At 49.1% G+C, this 16517-nt stretch carries 18 protein-coding genes; all 18 read right to left on the reverse strand.

The window, feature by feature from the left end; all coding sequences use genetic code 11:
• The 18 genes from PPM_RS28700 to terS all read right to left on the reverse strand — a co-directional run bounded on the left by PPM_RS28700 (position 1) and on the right by terS (position 16491).
• Positions 1–453: a hypothetical protein gene (locus PPM_RS28700; protein WP_016324535.1), complete on the reverse strand. Its 453-nt coding sequence runs from the start codon at positions 451–453 to the stop codon at positions 1–3.
• 6 nt (positions 454–459) lie between these two features.
• Positions 460–1107, reverse strand: coding sequence for a hypothetical protein (locus PPM_RS17055; RefSeq protein WP_013372004.1), 648 nt, complete (start codon positions 1105–1107; stop codon positions 460–462).
• Positions 1108–1110: 3 nt separating this feature from the next.
• A complete protein-coding gene (locus PPM_RS17060) occupies positions 1111–4656 on the reverse strand; it encodes a tail tape measure protein (protein ID WP_228392864.1) in 3546 nt (1181 codons plus the stop codon).
• A gap of 158 nt (positions 4657–4814) precedes the next feature.
• Entirely contained in the window at positions 4815–5243 is a 429-nt protein-coding gene (locus tag PPM_RS17065) for a hypothetical protein (RefSeq protein ID WP_013372006.1), read from the reverse strand.
• Positions 5244–5307: 64 nt separating this feature from the next.
• Positions 5308–5754, reverse strand: coding sequence for a phage tail tube protein (locus PPM_RS17070; protein ID WP_013372007.1), 447 nt, complete (start codon positions 5752–5754; stop codon positions 5308–5310).
• Between the two features lie 3 nt (positions 5755–5757).
• Entirely contained in the window at positions 5758–7110 is a 1353-nt protein-coding gene (locus PPM_RS17075) for a phage tail sheath subtilisin-like domain-containing protein (RefSeq protein ID WP_013372008.1), read from the reverse strand.
• Entirely contained in the window at positions 7091–7351 is a 261-nt protein-coding gene (locus tag PPM_RS17080) for a hypothetical protein (RefSeq protein WP_013372009.1), read from the reverse strand. Before PPM_RS17080 ends, PPM_RS17075 begins: the two co-directional genes overlap by 20 nt.
• Entirely contained in the window at positions 7348–7842 is a 495-nt protein-coding gene (locus PPM_RS17085; protein ID WP_013372010.1) for a hypothetical protein, read from the reverse strand. The genes PPM_RS17080 and PPM_RS17085 overlap by 4 nt, the downstream gene beginning before the upstream one ends.
• The gene (locus PPM_RS17090) at positions 7842–8336 is read right to left on the reverse strand and encodes an HK97 gp10 family phage protein (protein ID WP_013372011.1); all 495 of its coding nucleotides are present in this window, start codon (positions 8334–8336) and stop codon (positions 7842–7844) included. Before PPM_RS17090 ends, PPM_RS17085 begins: the two co-directional genes overlap by 1 nt.
• Positions 8323–8649, reverse strand: coding sequence for a hypothetical protein (locus tag PPM_RS17095; protein ID WP_016324536.1), 327 nt, complete (start codon positions 8647–8649; stop codon positions 8323–8325). The genes PPM_RS17090 and PPM_RS17095 overlap by 14 nt, the downstream gene beginning before the upstream one ends.
• The gene (locus PPM_RS17100) at positions 8646–9029 is read right to left on the reverse strand and encodes a DUF3199 family protein (RefSeq protein WP_013372013.1); all 384 of its coding nucleotides are present in this window, start codon (positions 9027–9029) and stop codon (positions 8646–8648) included. The genes PPM_RS17095 and PPM_RS17100 overlap by 4 nt, the downstream gene beginning before the upstream one ends.
• Positions 8998–9360, reverse strand: coding sequence for a Rho termination factor N-terminal domain-containing protein (locus PPM_RS17105; RefSeq protein ID WP_016324537.1), 363 nt, complete (start codon positions 9358–9360; stop codon positions 8998–9000). Before PPM_RS17105 ends, PPM_RS17100 begins: the two co-directional genes overlap by 32 nt.
• Positions 9360–10292, reverse strand: coding sequence for a P2 family phage major capsid protein (locus tag PPM_RS17110; protein WP_013372015.1), 933 nt, complete (start codon positions 10290–10292; stop codon positions 9360–9362). Before PPM_RS17110 ends, PPM_RS17105 begins: the two co-directional genes overlap by 1 nt.
• 24 nt (positions 10293–10316) lie before the next feature.
• Positions 10317–11576: an XkdF-like putative serine protease domain-containing protein gene (locus PPM_RS17115; protein WP_013372016.1), complete on the reverse strand. Its 1260-nt coding sequence runs from the start codon at positions 11574–11576 to the stop codon at positions 10317–10319.
• 28 nt (positions 11577–11604) lie between these two features.
• Positions 11605–12435, reverse strand: a complete 831-nt coding sequence (locus PPM_RS17120) for a phage minor head protein (protein ID WP_013372017.1) — start codon at positions 12433–12435, stop codon at positions 11605–11607.
• Positions 12428–13924: a phage portal protein gene (locus PPM_RS17125; protein WP_013372018.1), complete on the reverse strand. Its 1497-nt coding sequence runs from the start codon at positions 13922–13924 to the stop codon at positions 12428–12430. The genes PPM_RS17120 and PPM_RS17125 overlap by 8 nt, the downstream gene beginning before the upstream one ends.
• Before the next feature lie 3 nt (positions 13925–13927).
• Positions 13928–15613, reverse strand: a complete 1686-nt coding sequence (locus tag PPM_RS17130) for a hypothetical protein (protein WP_013372019.1) — start codon at positions 15611–15613, stop codon at positions 13928–13930.
• Entirely contained in the window at positions 15607–16491 is an 885-nt protein-coding gene (gene terS / locus PPM_RS17135) for a phage terminase small subunit (RefSeq protein WP_013372020.1), read from the reverse strand. Before terS ends, PPM_RS17130 begins: the two co-directional genes overlap by 7 nt.
• Between the last annotated feature and the right edge of the window lie 26 nt (positions 16492–16517).

A 16517-nucleotide genomic window follows, 5' to 3' on the forward strand; every position in this document is an offset into this window, starting at 1 on the left:
CTAGCACAATTTCCGAATGGCCATCGTTCCATAACGCTCGTCCAAATTAAAGCCTAGAGCAGGGCAGCGAAAGTCAATGCCCGTGCTCTTGATGTATCGTTGCAGCTCCGCTCCAGCCTCGCCTTTAAGGTATGGCCTCGTACCCTTGTTCTTGCTCAAATACCAGCCGATCTCCCGCGCCTCAATTTCCCAAGCGTTTGTAAATTCGTCCTGCTCGTATTTGATAATAGGTCCGTGAAAAAATTGGTTTTTGTGATGATATAATGCACCACCGACCTTTTGCGAAAAGCACATCAGCATACCAGCTACCTTTATATTGCTCGCATTGCGAAGTCGTACCGTAGCGCTGCGGGCAATCTCATCACGGCCAGAAGACCAGGACACTTCCTCGATGCCATCCGTCAGCATTTGCCGGGCGTTCTCCTTGCCATACACAACCGCAAACCCGTCCATAATACATCACTTCCCTTTAGCCTTGGAAACCTTGTCTGATATTCGTTTTTTGGAACTGGTATAGTCAAAAGCGCCCCTAGCGTTCGGGTCCTCCTTGGCTTTTTTGCTTTTATCCTTGGCCTTCTTTTTTTTATCATCTTTTTTCTTTTCGTTCTTTTTGTCCTTCTTGCCCGTAGTATTAGGGCGACTTTTTGACGGTTTAGTGATCACGGTTCCAGGCTTGAGAACCTGTTTAGAGTTAGAATAGGAGACGATTTTAACAGGCTTATACTCCACAAATGAATAGTTACCATGAAGATTCCCCTGTCCATCCTTGTACGTCTGATCCATCCCCTCCAAGAGCATCGTTTGACTAAATAGGTTCTCAAAGTTAAGTACAACAGGCTTTCCTTTCCATTGCTCCAGCAGCTTCCACGTTACTTCTGGTGTTTTATAGGTGACCGTTTGTTTGCTATCCGTCTCCCAAATCTCTTCCCAATAGCGTGGAAGGATTGCAGAAAAAGAGACCCGTTTCACCTTCGATACGGGTTTCCCTGTGCGTTCCTGACCAGTTATGACAGTGAAGGTTTCAACTTCATTGCCTCCAGTTATTTGAATCTCTGCCGGGGTGATCGGAAAGGTAAGACGGATCTTTCCTTGCGATAGTGCCAGCATCGCTTATCCTCCATTCTCTAATGCTTTCAATACCTCTTCGCCAACCACCTTGCGGATCAGAGCTCGACCTTGCGGACTACTAAGCATTTTTGCAAACTCTACAAAGTTGGTTATTCCTTTCGCGAGTTCACCAAAATCAATATTAATATTCTCAATGCTGACAGACTTCGGGGCAGTCGAAGCTGATGGATTAAGCATCTGTGCCATTGGCATCATACTGGACGCACCTATCAGGCTTGGCCGTCCGACTTGGCCGCCGTTTGCATAAGGACGTACACCCATGATTATTCCAGCTCGTTCCCAAAGCTCGCGGCCCCGACTGCGGCGGCTGGCTGACAGCGGAATGATCATTTCCGGACCAGCTTCGCCGACCAAGCCGACGTGTGGACGGTTGATATAACCACCGCGGGCGTAAGGACGTGGCTTAGGTGTTGGTGTAGTACCACCGCCTCCACCACCTCCAGAATTGGCATCTTTCGCATCCTTTAATTTTTTCAAGGTTACAGCAACACTGCTGACAACGGAAGATAACGTGGGGAACTGGCCGCGCATACCAGCAATAAAATGGGACATTAGATCACTTCCCCAGCTATTGCCTTGGCTAGAAACGTTTTTAAGTGAGAACAGATACTGCCTCGTCTTATCAACAGCCGATTTCGCCGCAGCGCTGACACTATTAAAACTCTGTTTATTTTTTGCTGCCCCTTTGGCCACCTCATCCGCGCTGCTCTTAGAAGCGGTTCCTACATCTTTAATACTTTTCTGGGCTTTGCTGCTGTCACCCATTTTCCAGACAACACCCCACGCATTTTTAAGTGCATTAAGGCGCTGCTTAACTTCTGGTTGCTCAGCAACGGTTTTTAGTCCCTCTTTAAGACCTTTATCGACTATGCTTTTGCGCACATCGTCGCCAATCTGCTGAAGACGCTTCTGCTTCTGCTCAGTCAGATTGTTGATCGTAATTTTTGCTTCAGGAGGGGGGCCGGGCTTCTCTTCCTTCTTGTCGCCCGTGAACCAGTTCTTCACGCCAGTCCAGGTATCCTTGGCAGAATTAAAGATTCCAACCGCACCATCCACCACTTTCCGGGTCAATCCGCTTTCATCGGCAAATTTCCCGATCTTTTCACCGACAATGTTTCCGATGTATGCACCGGCCATTGTGCCGAGTGGTCCAAGAGCAGACCCTAAAGCCCCGCCAATAGCACCACCAGCCACGCCGCCAACCATCGCGCCGCCTTGCGTAGATACAGCCTCACGCAATCCCTTATCCTTGGATGCTTGGTAGAGGTCATATGCACCGGCTGCTACGCTTGCAACCGTACCAACGATACCGCCAACTTTAGCCGCTTTGCCTGCTCCTTTCAGGAAACCTCGCAGACGGCCACCGCCAGATGGCGGACTCGGTGGTGGCGGTGGATTTGGTGGAGCTGGACGACGAATACGATAAGGATTGTCACGCGATCCCCTTGGGCTTGGGTTCGGGTTAGGTGGATTTGGTGGAGTGGGACGGGGACCATTAATACGTATACGTCGTCTACCGCCACCGCCTCCCGCTCCCCTACGCCCTCCACGACGGTTTCGTCTACGGCGGCGATCTCTGTCTTGGTCGCCCCCATCGCCACCACCATCACCTGCCCCGCCGTCTCCGCCACCAGACACAGAGCCATTTATATAGACTTTCGTAGCGTTAACAGTCATGGAAGCGATAGAGCGTAAACCGCCAATACGATCATCGACAGGGTTACGGTTTCCACTCAATTGGCGTCTAATACCGCGTCCGCCCATCCGCTCCCGTATTCGGGCAGCTCGTTGGGCTGGGGTTTCTTCAGGTGGTGGAGCTGGAGGTTCAGGAGGTTTCCGTCGAATCCAATTCCAACCGGCTTTGACTCCTCTGCCTGTGGCATTTGCCCCCGCTTTTCCCTTCTCTCCTACCCATTTAGCGGCAGTTGAAAGATCATCGTTGAACTTCTTTACTCCTTGTGCAAAGGCCCATAATTTTTTAGCTACCAGTACAGCAGCCAACCCGATTAAGGCAGTATTTATGGCTTTAAAATGATCTTTATAGAAGCTAGTCGCTACGGTTATCGCACTGGTTATTCCAGTACCAAGCGCCTGAATGTTGTCCTTATTCTGCACTAACAAGGCGTTAAATTCTTTCATCGCTGGGAGGGCTGCCTGAGCAATATTGGTTCCAATCTCTTGCATCTGCAAGCTCATTTCAGCACGAGTTTGCTTCATTTCCGTCATTGGGTCAGCAGTTTGCTGCTTACGAAGCAAATTATCAGTGGTGCCCTTCATGTTTGGTGCTTTTTGAAACGCTGTGCCGAACGTCTTCAGGATGGAATCAGCATTGTCTTCACCAGCGCCAGAACCTAGAGTGACAAGAGACTGTTTTAGCTGACTTCTGGTTTGAGTGGCCAAATCCCCGACTAATGCTGCAATGGCTCCTTGCGCACGCTGTTTGTCACCTGAATTAATGTCGTCAGTAAAAGCCGACGCCTGGCGTTGGGCTTCATCCTTCCCTGCCCCACGACTGATAAAGTAATTCGCCATATCCCCTGTATTCAGAGCTTTGACACCAAACGTCTCTTTGAAAAAGTCGGCAGGCTTGTCGAAGTTAAATGCGCCATTCTGGACAGTTTTCGTTAAAAAATTTGCCATTTGCGCTGAATCGGTGCCGCTGCTTGCAAAGTATGGACTGTACTCCCAAAACGTATCGAACAGATCCTGCTGCTTGTCACCTACCTCCTTATAAGCATACATCATGCTATCAGCGACTTGACTGTAGGATTCTTTAAAACTGTTCGACGTTTGAGACAGCGCCCGCTGTACTTCCTCAGCTCCGGCATCCGGGCGAATGTACTGGATTTTAGCAGACGCACTTACGAAGTCACTCATCTTGGATTTGTCCTGTACTAGAGGAGCTGCATCGGCAAGTAGCCGGGTTCCTTCTATACGATCTGGAATAATGGCCTTTTTAACCAAGTCATCCACCGTATTAAGACTCTGCTGACGAATGTTCTCGGGCATGTAAGCTGCACTTCGCGCCGCCTCACGGCTGTAATCGGACACGCCTCCAAACATAGAATCACTCACACCGCTACCGAGCATAATCCCGCCCGCCAAAGCTGCCAAGGCTGAAATCTTGTCAGATACCTGGTCAACGACTGGACTTATAGAATCCTCAGCACGTAATTTCACATTAGCATCACGAATGCTGCGGATATCCGCGTCTGCACGATCAGCAGAACGCCTAAGATCATCAGCTCCAGCACGTGCACGACGAAAGATATCGTCCAGGTGGATCTGATTCATACGCCGTACTTCATCGGACGCGCCATTAATCCGTCTGCCTAGATCGTCCGCAGATTCCCTCGCCCGGCGGCTACCGGATACAAAATCATCAAACATGCTGCCCGATGCCCGGCGAAAATTCATCAGATCATCGTGAGCGCCCTGAAGCATACGCCGCATATTTCGGACAGCGCCGGTTATCATATCCCGTGCCTCAAATGGCACCGTAACTGACGTAGTTGCTATTGTTCCCACCCCCTTCCTGTTTCGACATGGCTATTTTCTATTTAGACGTGCCATTTCTTCCTCAGCGATCATCGACGCAGCCAGGCAAAAATAATACTGGCGCTGTTCGTCTACTTCATACGGCAAGACCTCAGAAGGCAGTTTTTTCTGGTTGACCCAAAAGTGAGCTATCCAGCTTGCTTCTCCGTCTCGCCGGATGAGTTTTTTGCATCATTGAGAAGAGAATCCTGAGTTTCTTTGAAATTTCGAACAGCCTTACTGAGTACAGCATAATCGTCCGTGTTGTCTAAAATACGTGGTGGCAATTCAAATTTGCTGGTAGCTCCGTACGCCAACATCAAATCTTTGTTATTCCAATCAAACTCATGCTCTGTCGCCTTGACAATCATCACGTCGATTTCGTTAAAATAAGGCGACTTATAATTACCATCCTCATCAAGAGCAAGATCATATGACCGACGTACGTCTAATGTTTTCAGACGTTTTACAGACCAGTCTTCGCCATCGGCTTGTACCGTAATGATGTCGTCCTTTTGTCCTTCTTTGGCTTTAGCTAAGTATTTCTGCAAGCGATCTTGGCTTTGTTGGCTGCTCATTGTTATTTCCTCCATATTGGTTGTATTTTAAAAAAACAAAAAGAGAGCTAATTAAACCGCCCTCTTACTCCCACATATAATCCGGGAATTTTTCGACAAAATCGAAGTCCGTCGCCGTGCCCTCCAAAGTAATATCGATGCCGTTGTTATCATCAATTTTGGCAATCAGGATGTCCATTTCTCCGTGAATGTGAACACCAGTAATCAATACTTTCTCTGTGTTGCCAGTGATCCGGTCTTCAAGACCGCCTGTAATACGTGCTAAAAACATGGTCTTACCCGCTTTAAAATCTTCTAACAAACGGTAGCGCAGCCGTGATTCTAATTTGGACATGACGATTTTGACCGGGATTTCGTAACCCGTCAATTGCTTTGTTTTCGTCATACGGCGTGCTCTGACAATATCCAATGTTTCCGTAGTCAGCTTAACTTCAACTTCCTTGACAGTATGAATGTCCTCGCCGTTGTCATCTTGGAGGGAGAGATTTCGTCCAATAAGTTCGCGTTCCATCTATTATTCCACCTCCCAGTCAGTATAGAAAATTTCGATAGCATCCAATGGCTTGGCCCCAAGCTTGAAATATGCATAATCATTTTCACTTGTCTTATCAGGGTTTTCTGCAAAACTGAATTTGTCTGCAATGGCCTTCTGCTGAGCACGAATTTTGAGATATTCCAACACAGCAGCAATAAACATGCCCCGGCCTTCTTTGTCGTTATCCAGTTTGGCCTTCCAACGCTTGCCCGCTTCGTAGATATCGTTCATTACTTGGTCAATCGTAGCGGAAACGCGAATCTTCCCAAAGTCCTCACGCTCATTTGATCCGATCGTGGTCAGAGTGTTAATAGCAGATTCGATAATGTATTTGTACCCATCTCGTGTAGCCATCAGCGTTCCTTCTGCCAGTCCTTTTAGTGCCTCAGTGTGACTCCAGTCCACTTTCGCCAATGTCATAGGCACTTCAACACCCGTAAATGACTTATTGGCAGGTGTACCCGCAACCAGCCCAGCCACCCATGCAGCCCATTCGACGGATGTGTAGGTCTTGCCGTTGGTGTGTTCACCAGCCAACGAGCAGTTAATTACATAACGGGCATTCATGGCCCGTGAACGTGCGTTGTGCGCCTCAATGTCGCCGTCCGTAGCTGCCGGGCCAGCGACAACCACCGTCGCCAGCTTATGACCCTTATCGCGACGATCTAGCAGCCATTGTTTGGCGGCAGCTTGTACAGCCGGATCAACAGCGGAGAGGTAAATAGTATCGAACGTCAGGCCGTACACCCGGTTAAAGATACGATTCCAGTCGGTCGCTGCCAATATGGCCGTGCCAGTTGTACCGCCATCCAGTTTGGTGTAAGCCACGTCTGCAAGAGCTGCTGCGCCAGTATCCTTAAAACGGACCATAGCGGACTTTTTAAGAGCTTCCACAGCAGCCGCCTTGTCTGCAACTAGATACGTTTCTGTGTCATACACGCCCTTGGTGTCGCGGATTACGATCTCCTTCTTGGTGTCATCGATAAGAGCCGGACGCACCATGTATTCCAAATCATTGCCTCGTGTTCCTGGATAACGTGCCTCAATAGTGTAGCTGTCAGCAACAGCGACAGATGCAGCCTTTTCTTCCCCGTTTGTAACCCGGTAGCCGATAACAGTCGCCCCGCTTTCGGCAGCAAGCTCCAATACATCAACAAGCTTGCCGGACTCCTTCAGGCGCTCCGAATCATTAGCCATATCTACGGCTTGGTTCGGTGCGCCCCATTCGGCCTGATAGGGAATGAGTACGCGGCCAGTTGTTGGAACAACCCGAGAACGTGCCTTTACTAGCAATTCAATGTACGCGCTGGGCCTAACCCGCTGAATTGTCATTTGGCGTTTCCTCCTTTGTTTTTTTCACTTGTGGTACTTCTGGTTTAACAGGCACAGAAGCAGGGGCTTCCTTGACCGGATGCAAATACGCATCCAGTCTTTGCTCCACTTCTGCCCGCGAAAGTAAGACGTCAGCAGCGCAATCAAAAAGAGCGCCCGCAATCTCGTAAGGCTCTGCCTTCAAGATCGCTGCGCTCTCTATCCATTCCTGCTTATTTCGTTTGTTTAAATCGTCAGTCATGCGTCAAATTCCTCCCCGTTGTGACTGATATAAAAATTGTTAATCTTCTGAATTGGGCTGCCATCGTCATTGACCAATGACTTCGGTACACTGAGCAAATACGAGTACCTAAAGGTAACCTCTACTTGATCGGCCTTTTTTCGGGTTCGTGGCGGCTCAATGACCAGCACAACCCCAAAACGCTTGGATGCTACGTTAAACCGTTGCTGCCGCAAGTAGAGGAACAACGGGTCAAGATCAAGCGGTATAGGCTCCCCCTCGTCCTGCTCGTCCGCTCGTTCCTTGTCATAGTGGAACACCAGCCCCACATCTTCAATGATCAGATCAGCTCGCGGCGTGTGAACCTTGTCCGAAACAAGATCCGTCTCGATAAACACGGCAGGCAGTTTAAAATCACCCGCCAGCCATTTAGACCGGTCTCGCAAGATAGAAAGCTCAGGATACACCCGTCGCACGATTTCGGCCCAGGCTTTTAAACCAACATCCATCATCAGCGTAACATCCTTTCCAGCTCAACCTCTAACCGCCGCATGATGAGTTGGTTCATTCCCCCCTCAAGGTGCTCCACAGCAATATCAAAATAATGCCTGCCGATGAAGCTGCGCGGCTTTGCCATAAACCCAGTCTTGGCAGACGGATCATAGACAAATGAGCCGCCACCATTCCAGTAACCCGGCACAAAATGTTTCTTCTCAATGGTGTAACCATCATTGACCAATTGTGCATAAGGAAGATTGGAACCAAGCTCCAACGTGATCGCGTTGCGGTCAACATCCCATTCCCACACGTTATTATTGTCGCCACGGGAAAAGGACTGCCACATGGCCCCCGTGTCGATCAAGCCCTGGCGGTCAATTTCATCAATGATTAGATTGAGCAGTGTTTCCCCGGCTGCCTCCGCGATGTTACGCAAAATACGTTCCATCCCTTCATCAGCTATACGACGGAACCGTCGGGCCAGTCCATCGAAATCATGCACGGTCATTTCCCTTCACCTCACATGTTACAAGCAGCTCGCGCCAGTAACGACGCGGAATGGAGTCGATCACCAGGTATCGGCGGCCTAGCAGCACCACTTCGTCACTTAGTTTAACGTCAGCTTGTTTCGGAATACCTATCGTCTTTTTGACGATGTACATTACCGGCTTAGAATCTGCTTTGGCTTCCGTCGTAGTTGTCACGACAAAGCATTTTACGTCAGTTATCTTATCGGATTTCCGATCGTCGAACAGGTCATCATCATCCCGCTTTTGACCAACACGATACACGGCCAATGGCGTTTTAAAACGGTGGTTCATAGGACGTATGCGGTGATGTTACCATCATCCGGTCCCGTTTGCTTCTTGACCCACAAGAACAGTATTGCATCCACATCTGGATTGCCGGTTGTTTTCCCCTCTACAGCCTGACGGGTGTACGTCCAAGCTCCATCGCTCTCGGACGCATAATTACGCGCCACGGATGCAAGATACTCCTCGCTGTCCTGCAATGCCAATCCCTCCGCCAGCTTGGTCCAAGCCAGCATAATCTGCTTATCAGGTTCGGCCGGGAAGGGAATTGGCAGATACAATTCAATACGTACTTGCGCGTCATCAATGTATTGCTGTAGCAGCTCAGCCGGTGCCTCTTGGATCGGGGTTACCCGGCTACGCTGTTGGAGGATTGTTGGCGTCAGCACTTTTACCGTCAGCCCCTTCCGTTTTCGACGGATCATCTGCAGGTGGCGTATTATCGGAAGGCTTACCACCGCCACGTAAAGCAGCAATTAGATCAGACTTGTTCATGCTGCCGAATCCTTCAATGTTGGCAGCCTTAGCCTTGTCTTTAAGTTGGACGAGGGTCAGGTCTTCCAGCGGAATAACCTTTTCTTCCTTGATATCAAAATCCGAGCGTTCTCGTAGCTTTTTAACGACCTCACCTTGTTCAACCTGCACCGGGACTTTGGCCGGGAAGCGGATGCCGTAAAGCATCAAAGAGGTGTTTTCTCCTCGATATGTGATATAGGCCATTAAAATTCCACCCCTTCGACGTATGCCACCGCTCCCGGCTCTTCAAAGATAGAGTCGTAATCGGAATGGATAGCGTAGAAACGCTTGTCTGCATAGATGGCCTCTCTGCCCTCGGTAGTTTTACGAATCTGCATATCGTACGTATTGACCAAGACAAAGTTCTGTTGGTACGTAAAGATGATAGCTCCCTCTGGCATATGAGCTACTTCCTCAACCTCATAGCTGTTCACCTTCTTCACTCCGCCCATAATTTGCAATTGAATGGATGCACTGGTGTCCTTCTCAGCCAAAGCCTGAAGCCGCTTAGAAAAGGTATTCGGGTGCATAAAATACTTGAATACACCACCAGTACGCAGACGAGTTGGAATTGCACGTTCTAGTTCAAACAGTACACCCTTTTTCTGAGGGTCCTTCAACGTGGTCCAATCAATGTAATTACCTTTGGTCTTCGCATGCTTCAACCAACCGTTATTCATACTTAGGAAAGCATAATCTGGGTCAGTATTCGGCGTAGCAGTATCCCCGTTAAATCCAATATCCTGCATATTTTCACCATAGTTTTTGGTCATGGCTGCCATAATAATATCCTCACCATTTTGACCGCGTACACGAGCTGTCTGACGGATAAATTCCTCAGTGATTTCGAATGGCAAAACAACTGGCTCTACAGCATACGGAACTTGCGGTAATGTTGGGGTAGGCGTATTGTCAGCCATAATATTTTCTTTTTTGCTGCGCAGGTTACGACCAGTCACACCGATTTTGTCAATTGTACCTTTAGAGCTGAGCTTATTAATCGTGCGAATCCCCTTTAGAAACTCCGTAGACTCATAAGCCATTTCAGTAAACTTGTCCACCTGTTGGTAATTCAGAGCGGTTTGATCCAACGTGCTCGTAATAGTGGATTTGATGATTTGTCCGTTTGTTCTCATATTTGTTTGTCTCCCTTCTTGGTATTAAAGCAGGCCGCCGAAGCTTACGCCGCCAGATTTTTGAATTTCGTCTTCTCCAGAGCCACCTTGAGCGGAACCACCACGGCTGTTCTTTACAACTTGTACGTCAGTAGCCAACGCTTGGACCTGCTCAGTCAGCGGTGCTAGTGCCTTAGTAATCGCATCAGTCAGCGCGTTTGCTTGCGGTTCAGCAGGTGCTTCTGTTCCCGCTGGCTGCCCAGGATCTCCCCCTTCTTGTTTCTTTAATTCAGTAACTTGCGTCGACAGGACTTCTACCTGTTTGGCAATTGGTGCTATGGCAGCTTGTACAGCCTTTGCAATATCTTCTGTGTTCAAATCTTCGTCCTCCTTAGGCTCAGCTTCTTCAGCAGGAGCAGTTTTTGTTTTTAATTCGGTCAATGAAGCAATGGCATCATCAATGTGTTTCAGATTGTCGGCAGAAATCTTCTTCCCTGCTTTAGTAATCTGTTCAGGCGGTTTTCCCATCGCCTTCATAATGTCCTCTTGAACCAAAACGGTTTGAGCAATATCAACGAAATCCTGTAAGGCTTCCCGGATCGCGTCCGGATCGGTTTCCATTCCACTGTTCCAACTGTCCCAATTAAAAAGAACCGTGTTGAGTGCATCCTGTGCAGCCCAAAATTCACGGCTCGGCCGGCCCTTGTTGTACTTATCAGCAACAGCGCCTTTGGCGATCTTCTCGCCTGTAAAAAATGATTTCATGAGATTAAAAAAGCCTGTTACCTCGTCGTTAGACTTGGCCGCAGGCTCTTTTTGCTTTTCAATTGTTTCAGCGGTTCCGGCCATAGAGTAACCAGTCACCTCCTCGTTCTGAATCTTTTCCCAAATGTCATCACTTGCCTTGGTAACAAGCACCCAAGAACCTTTCTTGATCGTCTCTTCTCCCATTTCAAAATCTACAGGAGCAACATAACATTCGACCACATCGCCAACACCTGGATCAAAGTCATGTTGAGTATCCATGACTGCTCCTTTGGCAATAGCCAGATTGGACATGAAACCATGCACAGCCTTTTCAATTTCATCGGCCGTCATGATATCACCGTGCGTATCCTCTGCGTCAGGTTCATATACAACGCCGTAAACTAGCTGCTTCGGATCATCGGTCTTGGTAATCAGGCGGACTTGCTTTTCAAAATCGGGCTTCTTCTCGCCTTTTGTAAGGAAAAACCGTTTTTTATTGGCTCCTTTGTCCACATAGCTAATGTGGGTAATATCCACATTTTTCAGTTCTCGCGCCATTTTGTTTGTTCACCTCCCCTCATGAATATCAGTTGAGTACCAACTGCAACGTGCAGCGACAGTTTACGATTTCCTTTGCCTCCCCGGACGGATCGCCGGGATACATCAGTTTGCTGTCACCAACTTTAAACGGTTCGTCCAACGGAACCACCTGACCATTGGCCTTGCGATGGCTCTTGCGGGTACGTGTGCCAGCAGCAGACCGCCATTTCTTTCCCTTGGCAATCTCCGACTGCTTCCAGCCCTCCAACTTGCCACCGTTGGCGGCTGCTGTGCTCATGGTACGTGATACCCGCTGCGCACGCTGCATACTAAATGGGCCATCTTCCCCGCTGGCCGCTTGAGCACTAACCTCCTGCACTAGTAATGCCCGCTCGGAAGGTGTAGCCCCTTCCTCAATGGCTTTGCCGAAGCTACGCAGCAACACATCCGTAGAAGCTTTGTTCATGTCTGGAACCAGCTTTTTAAGCTTCTTGGTAAAACGGCCAGCAGCCTTGTTGCTAGTGCTCCATACCTTTTCCTTGTCCAACGCGGACAGCTCTGTTTCCCCGGCCAAATGAAACAGCGGTTCAAAAGCCTCCTGTATGGCTTGCTCGAACAGCTCCGCAAACACATCTGTAGTGTGCAAAGCGATAAGCACCTTACCTAGCTCCCCGATATCACCCAGGGCATCCTCGCTTAGTTCCGAAATGGCATCATGAAGGGCTTGCCCCTGTAGCTCCAGAATCTCAGTTATGCGATCCTCGCCCTGCTTGTACAGTTCTTCCAGCACCTTGCGTTCAACATACGACAGTTCTAAGCTGTCTAAAAATTCATCGTCGTCTGCCTTGGCGATCAGCGCCCAACAGGACTCACACATGAACGCCTGCCTCCTTGTCAGCCTGTTTTAACAAGCGTTTGGCAATTGTAGCAATACGATTTTGCATGTCGTCTGTGTCCGTGTCTGGCTCTGGTTCAAGCAATGTGGGCTGACTGGCTGCAAGCTGCGCAATCGGCGTATCCAGATATTCCTCGCTAAACTTGGTCTCATCAATCGTTGTGCCAAGTACATCCTCGGCAATCGGAATCAGATCCCGCACCAGCATAATGCCCCGGTCAGCGATAAAGTCCAGCATAGCTTTGCGATCCGCGGGATCAATGATCTTCGGTCCCCGCAAAACAGCCCGTACTCGGAATATATCCATTGCCGGGAACAGGCGTTTATTAAATATCTCTGCCATAATCCACTTGCGGTATGGCTCAAAAACCTGCTCCTCAGCAAACCGTAGCGCGGCATCTGCAGTCGCCCGATTGTAGTCCGAGCTTTGACCGACCAAAATAGGCGGCAAACGGAAAGCGGACAGGATATCAGCTTTTTTTTCCTTCCCGTATTCCAGGAACAAGGCATCCTGCTGTAGAAGGTCATTCAACTTATCCAGCTTGATCTGCACTTTTTCAACCTTTTCGTCCATCGGGCCGCCTGTCTCTTCTCCTTTTGCCTCCAAATAAAGAATGCCGCCCTGTGAGTTGGAACCTCTCACATTCTTAAGCAGTTCCAGAGATTGCTTGGTCAGCTTGCCATTGGTAACAGTCAAGAGCATGGACAGCATCCGTCCGTTGCTAAAGTAATTCACATTCAATTCCTCAGCTTCCCGGCTGCCGACCACACCAGGCGCATTGCCAAACCAGCGCGGCTCCCCATAAGGGCCATCATGACCGATACGAAGCGGGATGATCTGATTTTCCTCTTTACCTTCATCTGCCTCCGTCCCAAACAGTCGGAACCACACGACAGATGTATTGCGCTTCATAGCATAACGTCGGGCGTAAATCTCCTGTGAAAACTCCTCTACTTGCTTTGTGGAGCTGATACGCCGCTTGCGTTTGATAGTCGCCTTATTACTTTCCTTAGTACAGCGGACATATTTCGGGTTCATCCGGAAGATAGTCGGGAACTCAGAACCCACAGGCCAAGCTATCTCAACATGAGCCATTCCCGTACTTTCCAAATCGTCAATCAACTGGCTAATGATTTCGTCCGGGGTATCCTCCAGATTGCAAGTTTCAAGAAACTTCTCAGCCTTATCCCACTCGGCCTTGGCTGTCTGATCACTCTCGCCCGGCAAATACTCTAGGGCAATACCATAACCAGCGATATTGCGTTTGTATGCCTCTATGCATTGCGGTATGATGTTGGAGTTTTTGACCAGCAGCTTACAGGAAGCAGGGTCATTGCCGAGTGCGAAGGGTAACAGCCCGTGAGCATCGTATAGATCGTCAAATAAATCCGGCAATTGAGCACTGGACGGTATACGCCGTTCGTCATCCGCCTTGCTGATCTGAAACCACTGTGCATTTCCTTCACTCATTGTTTAAATCCACCCCACTCCCTCGTTGTAATCATCACGGGACTCTGCCCGCTGCTGCTGTTTCTTCTTAAACCATTCAAACCATTTATCAGCCACCTGACGGACCTGCAACGCAATGGAATACGCCAAGATTCTGTCATCATGGCACCCACTGTCTGCCTCAGCCCTGCCGTTCTTATCGATCAGCGTCATACACTCGCTGTACAGTTTGGGGCAGTAGATATCATAGAGCTGGTCCCGAATCGCTTCTTTGAAATCACTTATCATGACTGGTCGGGTCGCTTGGTTGGTATTCCAGCCTAAACTCTTCTTGTGCATGAACAACAGCGGATAGTGGCAAGTATTGAATAACGTATTCAGAACGGATTCCCCAGTGTTGTTGTTCTCCACGGCCAATAGTGCCGTGTTGTAATACAAACCAAGCGTGTTCAGCTTTTTACCATATAAGTCGGTGTCCCACTTGCCATGCAAAGCCGCGCACATTTCCCCTGTGCGCTCCTCAATGACATAAGCAGCATCATAGTCCCCGTCTTCCTTACCCTTGGCTGTATCGGCAGCCAACACGTACCGTTTACCTTGTTCTGGCTGTCGATACATAACCAGCTCGCCAGAAGGCGCCGGGATGATCTTGTTTTTAACAAAATCAATTTCGTGTCGGCTACCAATAGCACTGATTGCATCCCGCAAACTTTTAATAAATTTGTTGTCGAAGATACCTTCACCAGATAACAGAAAGGCATCGTCGGGCTCAGAAGGATACTCCTGGTCGAACTGCCGCGGATCGCCGCCACAGTCGTTCCGAATGGTATACCGCCGCCACTGCAATTGTTCGTCGTCCAGAGCATATTTTTCTTTCAGCTTCCACTCCTCTTCCGTCAGCTCAAAGCCTGGCGGTACCGGCTTGCGATAGTCAGGCATTTCGAACCACGCAAAAAAGAGCGGAGTAAAATCACTCTCGCCCTTAACGGCTGCATCCCACATTTTTTTGAACTCTTCTATGCCATTAGCTGTAGATTCGATCACGCCCAAACTACCGGGCTCCTTGGACAGAGCTGCCAGCAGGGATAATAGATGCTTTTTTTTCTTCTTGGCTGGCCAGAATGCCACCTCTGAAGCATGCAGGTAATGGATCGTGTCCGAACGGGCAAGCACCCGGCTTTCCGCAGTCTGTACAGTGATCTTCGATTTGAGCCCCGGATTCATCCGGCGGTCCGCTGTCCGAATCGTCGGATTTTCAAAGGTGAGTTTTTTAGCATTGTTCTTTCGACTCATTGGTTTGATGATTGCCGGCACTTTTTCATAATAGAACTGGAACATATCGTACAAGTTGCTAGAGGCATCAGAAGACTGCGCGACGATAAAGGCGTTCTTAGCCTCTTGCAGGGACGTGAAATAATAGATAAGTGCTTCCGTGACAGTGGAAAAACCCATCTGCCGGGCTTTAAGAATGATAATACGGACAGGTTTGCCAGCTTCGATTTGTCTAAATACTTCACGGACGAATGTCCGCTGAGCATCATTGAGCGTCAGCGGCATAATGCGCCCGCTCTTCGTCTTGATCTTGAGCATACGCCAGCAGAATTGTTCAAAATCGGCTAGGATTCCCTTTAGCTCATCCAGTTTTTCAGGCCGATCCCTTAGCCGTCGCTTGGCTCTTCTTCGATGCTCCTTAGCAAGAGTAATTACCATTCGTCGTCATCTTCCTCATCATCATCATCGCCTTCATCCCCTTCCGCACCGCCATAGCCTAACAACTTACGTTTCTCCAGCTCCAGCCGTTCGCGAGCAATCTCCAGCTTTTCTTCCTCCTGCTGCAAGCTGGCAATAAGGTTAATGACCCGAAGCTTTTTATCACGGGTTTTGACCAGTGCTTCTTCCTGTTTCAAAATCTTATCCAGCTTGGAAGTAGTGACGGTCATAATTTCCGTGACCTTCATACCTTCCGTTACAACGGGAAGATCAATTTGCTTCCCTGTCTTCGGGCTAGTGTAAGGAACCTTGTCCTTGCGCTGGTGTAGCTCCTGTTTGATCTTCTTTTCCTCGTCGGTCAGACCAGCTTCAAGCTGCTTGACTCGGCGCATGTGCCGTCGCTCTTGGATAGACAGCATAATAAGCTGTTCGTTGAGCTGTGCCAAAGGAGAAGTATCAATCTGATCAAACAGCTCTTGTTCGTCTTCCTCTAAGGCATCCAGAAAGATAGTTTCATACATCCCTGTCTTGAGGGCCTTCTTGTTACGATAGGGACCGCCCGGCCCACCACTATTCCCCTTGGCGTTTTGGTTACCTGGGGGAGCACCGCCGCGATTGCCAACAGCATTTTTGTTTCCCTTTGGCGCTCCCCTTGGATTAGGAGCGTTCCCTTTCGTTCCATTTGGAACGTTCCCATTGGAGGAATCAAAAACGTTCCCTTTCAATTGATCCTGCCAGCGGTCCATAGACTTCCATTTGCGTACCCTTCCCTCAGGAATAGAAAGAGCAGCGGCGATGTCTTTTAGCTTCATCGCTCCGCCGCTCTCCAGCCACATCTGTTTTGCTTTGTCCCGTTCAGGGCTCCGTTCTCTCGCCATGCTACACAATCACCACCCCCACGAAT

This window comes from Paenibacillus polymyxa M1, from assembly GCF_000237325.1.
In the GTDB taxonomy this organism is placed as follows: domain Bacteria; phylum Bacillota; class Bacilli; order Paenibacillales; family Paenibacillaceae; genus Paenibacillus; species Paenibacillus polymyxa_C.

What these genes read in the sequence shown, in the direction of transcription:
- PPM_RS28700 (WP_016324535.1), bottom strand. Translation starts at nt 453, where the DNA reads ATGGACGGGTTTGCGGTTGTGTATGGCAAGGAGAACGCCCGGCAAATG.
- PPM_RS17055 (WP_013372004.1), bottom strand. Translation starts at nt 1,107, where the DNA reads ATGCTGGCACTATCGCAAGGAAAGATCCGTCTTACCTTTCCGATCACC.
- PPM_RS17065 (WP_013372006.1), bottom strand. Translation starts at nt 5,243, where the DNA reads ATGAGCAGCCAACAAAGCCAAGATCGCTTGCAGAAATACTTAGCTAAA.
- PPM_RS17070 (WP_013372007.1), bottom strand. Translation starts at nt 5,754, where the DNA reads ATGGAACGCGAACTTATTGGACGAAATCTCTCCCTCCAAGATGACAAC.
- PPM_RS17075 (WP_013372008.1), bottom strand. Translation starts at nt 7,110, where the DNA reads ATGACAATTCAGCGGGTTAGGCCCAGCGCGTACATTGAATTGCTAGTA.
- PPM_RS17080 (WP_013372009.1), bottom strand. Translation starts at nt 7,351, where the DNA reads ATGACTGACGATTTAAACAAACGAAATAAGCAGGAATGGATAGAGAGC.
- PPM_RS17085 (WP_013372010.1), bottom strand. Translation starts at nt 7,842, where the DNA reads ATGATGGATGTTGGTTTAAAAGCCTGGGCCGAAATCGTGCGACGGGTG.
- PPM_RS17090 (WP_013372011.1), bottom strand. Translation starts at nt 8,336, where the DNA reads ATGACCGTGCATGATTTCGATGGACTGGCCCGACGGTTCCGTCGTATA.
- PPM_RS17095 (WP_016324536.1), bottom strand. Translation starts at nt 8,649, where the DNA reads ATGAACCACCGTTTTAAAACGCCATTGGCCGTGTATCGTGTTGGTCAA.
- PPM_RS17105 (WP_016324537.1), bottom strand. Translation starts at nt 9,360, where the DNA reads ATGGCCTATATCACATATCGAGGAGAAAACACCTCTTTGATGCTTTAC.
- PPM_RS17110 (WP_013372015.1), bottom strand. Translation starts at nt 10,292, where the DNA reads ATGAGAACAAACGGACAAATCATCAAATCCACTATTACGAGCACGTTG.
- PPM_RS17115 (WP_013372016.1), bottom strand. Translation starts at nt 11,576, where the DNA reads ATGGCGCGAGAACTGAAAAATGTGGATATTACCCACATTAGCTATGTG.
- PPM_RS17120 (WP_013372017.1), bottom strand. Translation starts at nt 12,435, where the DNA reads ATGTGTGAGTCCTGTTGGGCGCTGATCGCCAAGGCAGACGACGATGAA.
- PPM_RS17125 (WP_013372018.1), bottom strand. Translation starts at nt 13,924, where the DNA reads ATGAGTGAAGGAAATGCACAGTGGTTTCAGATCAGCAAGGCGGATGAC.
- PPM_RS17130 (WP_013372019.1), bottom strand. Translation starts at nt 15,613, where the DNA reads ATGGTAATTACTCTTGCTAAGGAGCATCGAAGAAGAGCCAAGCGACGG.
- terS (WP_013372020.1), bottom strand. Translation starts at nt 16,491, where the DNA reads ATGGCGAGAGAACGGAGCCCTGAACGGGACAAAGCAAAACAGATGTGG.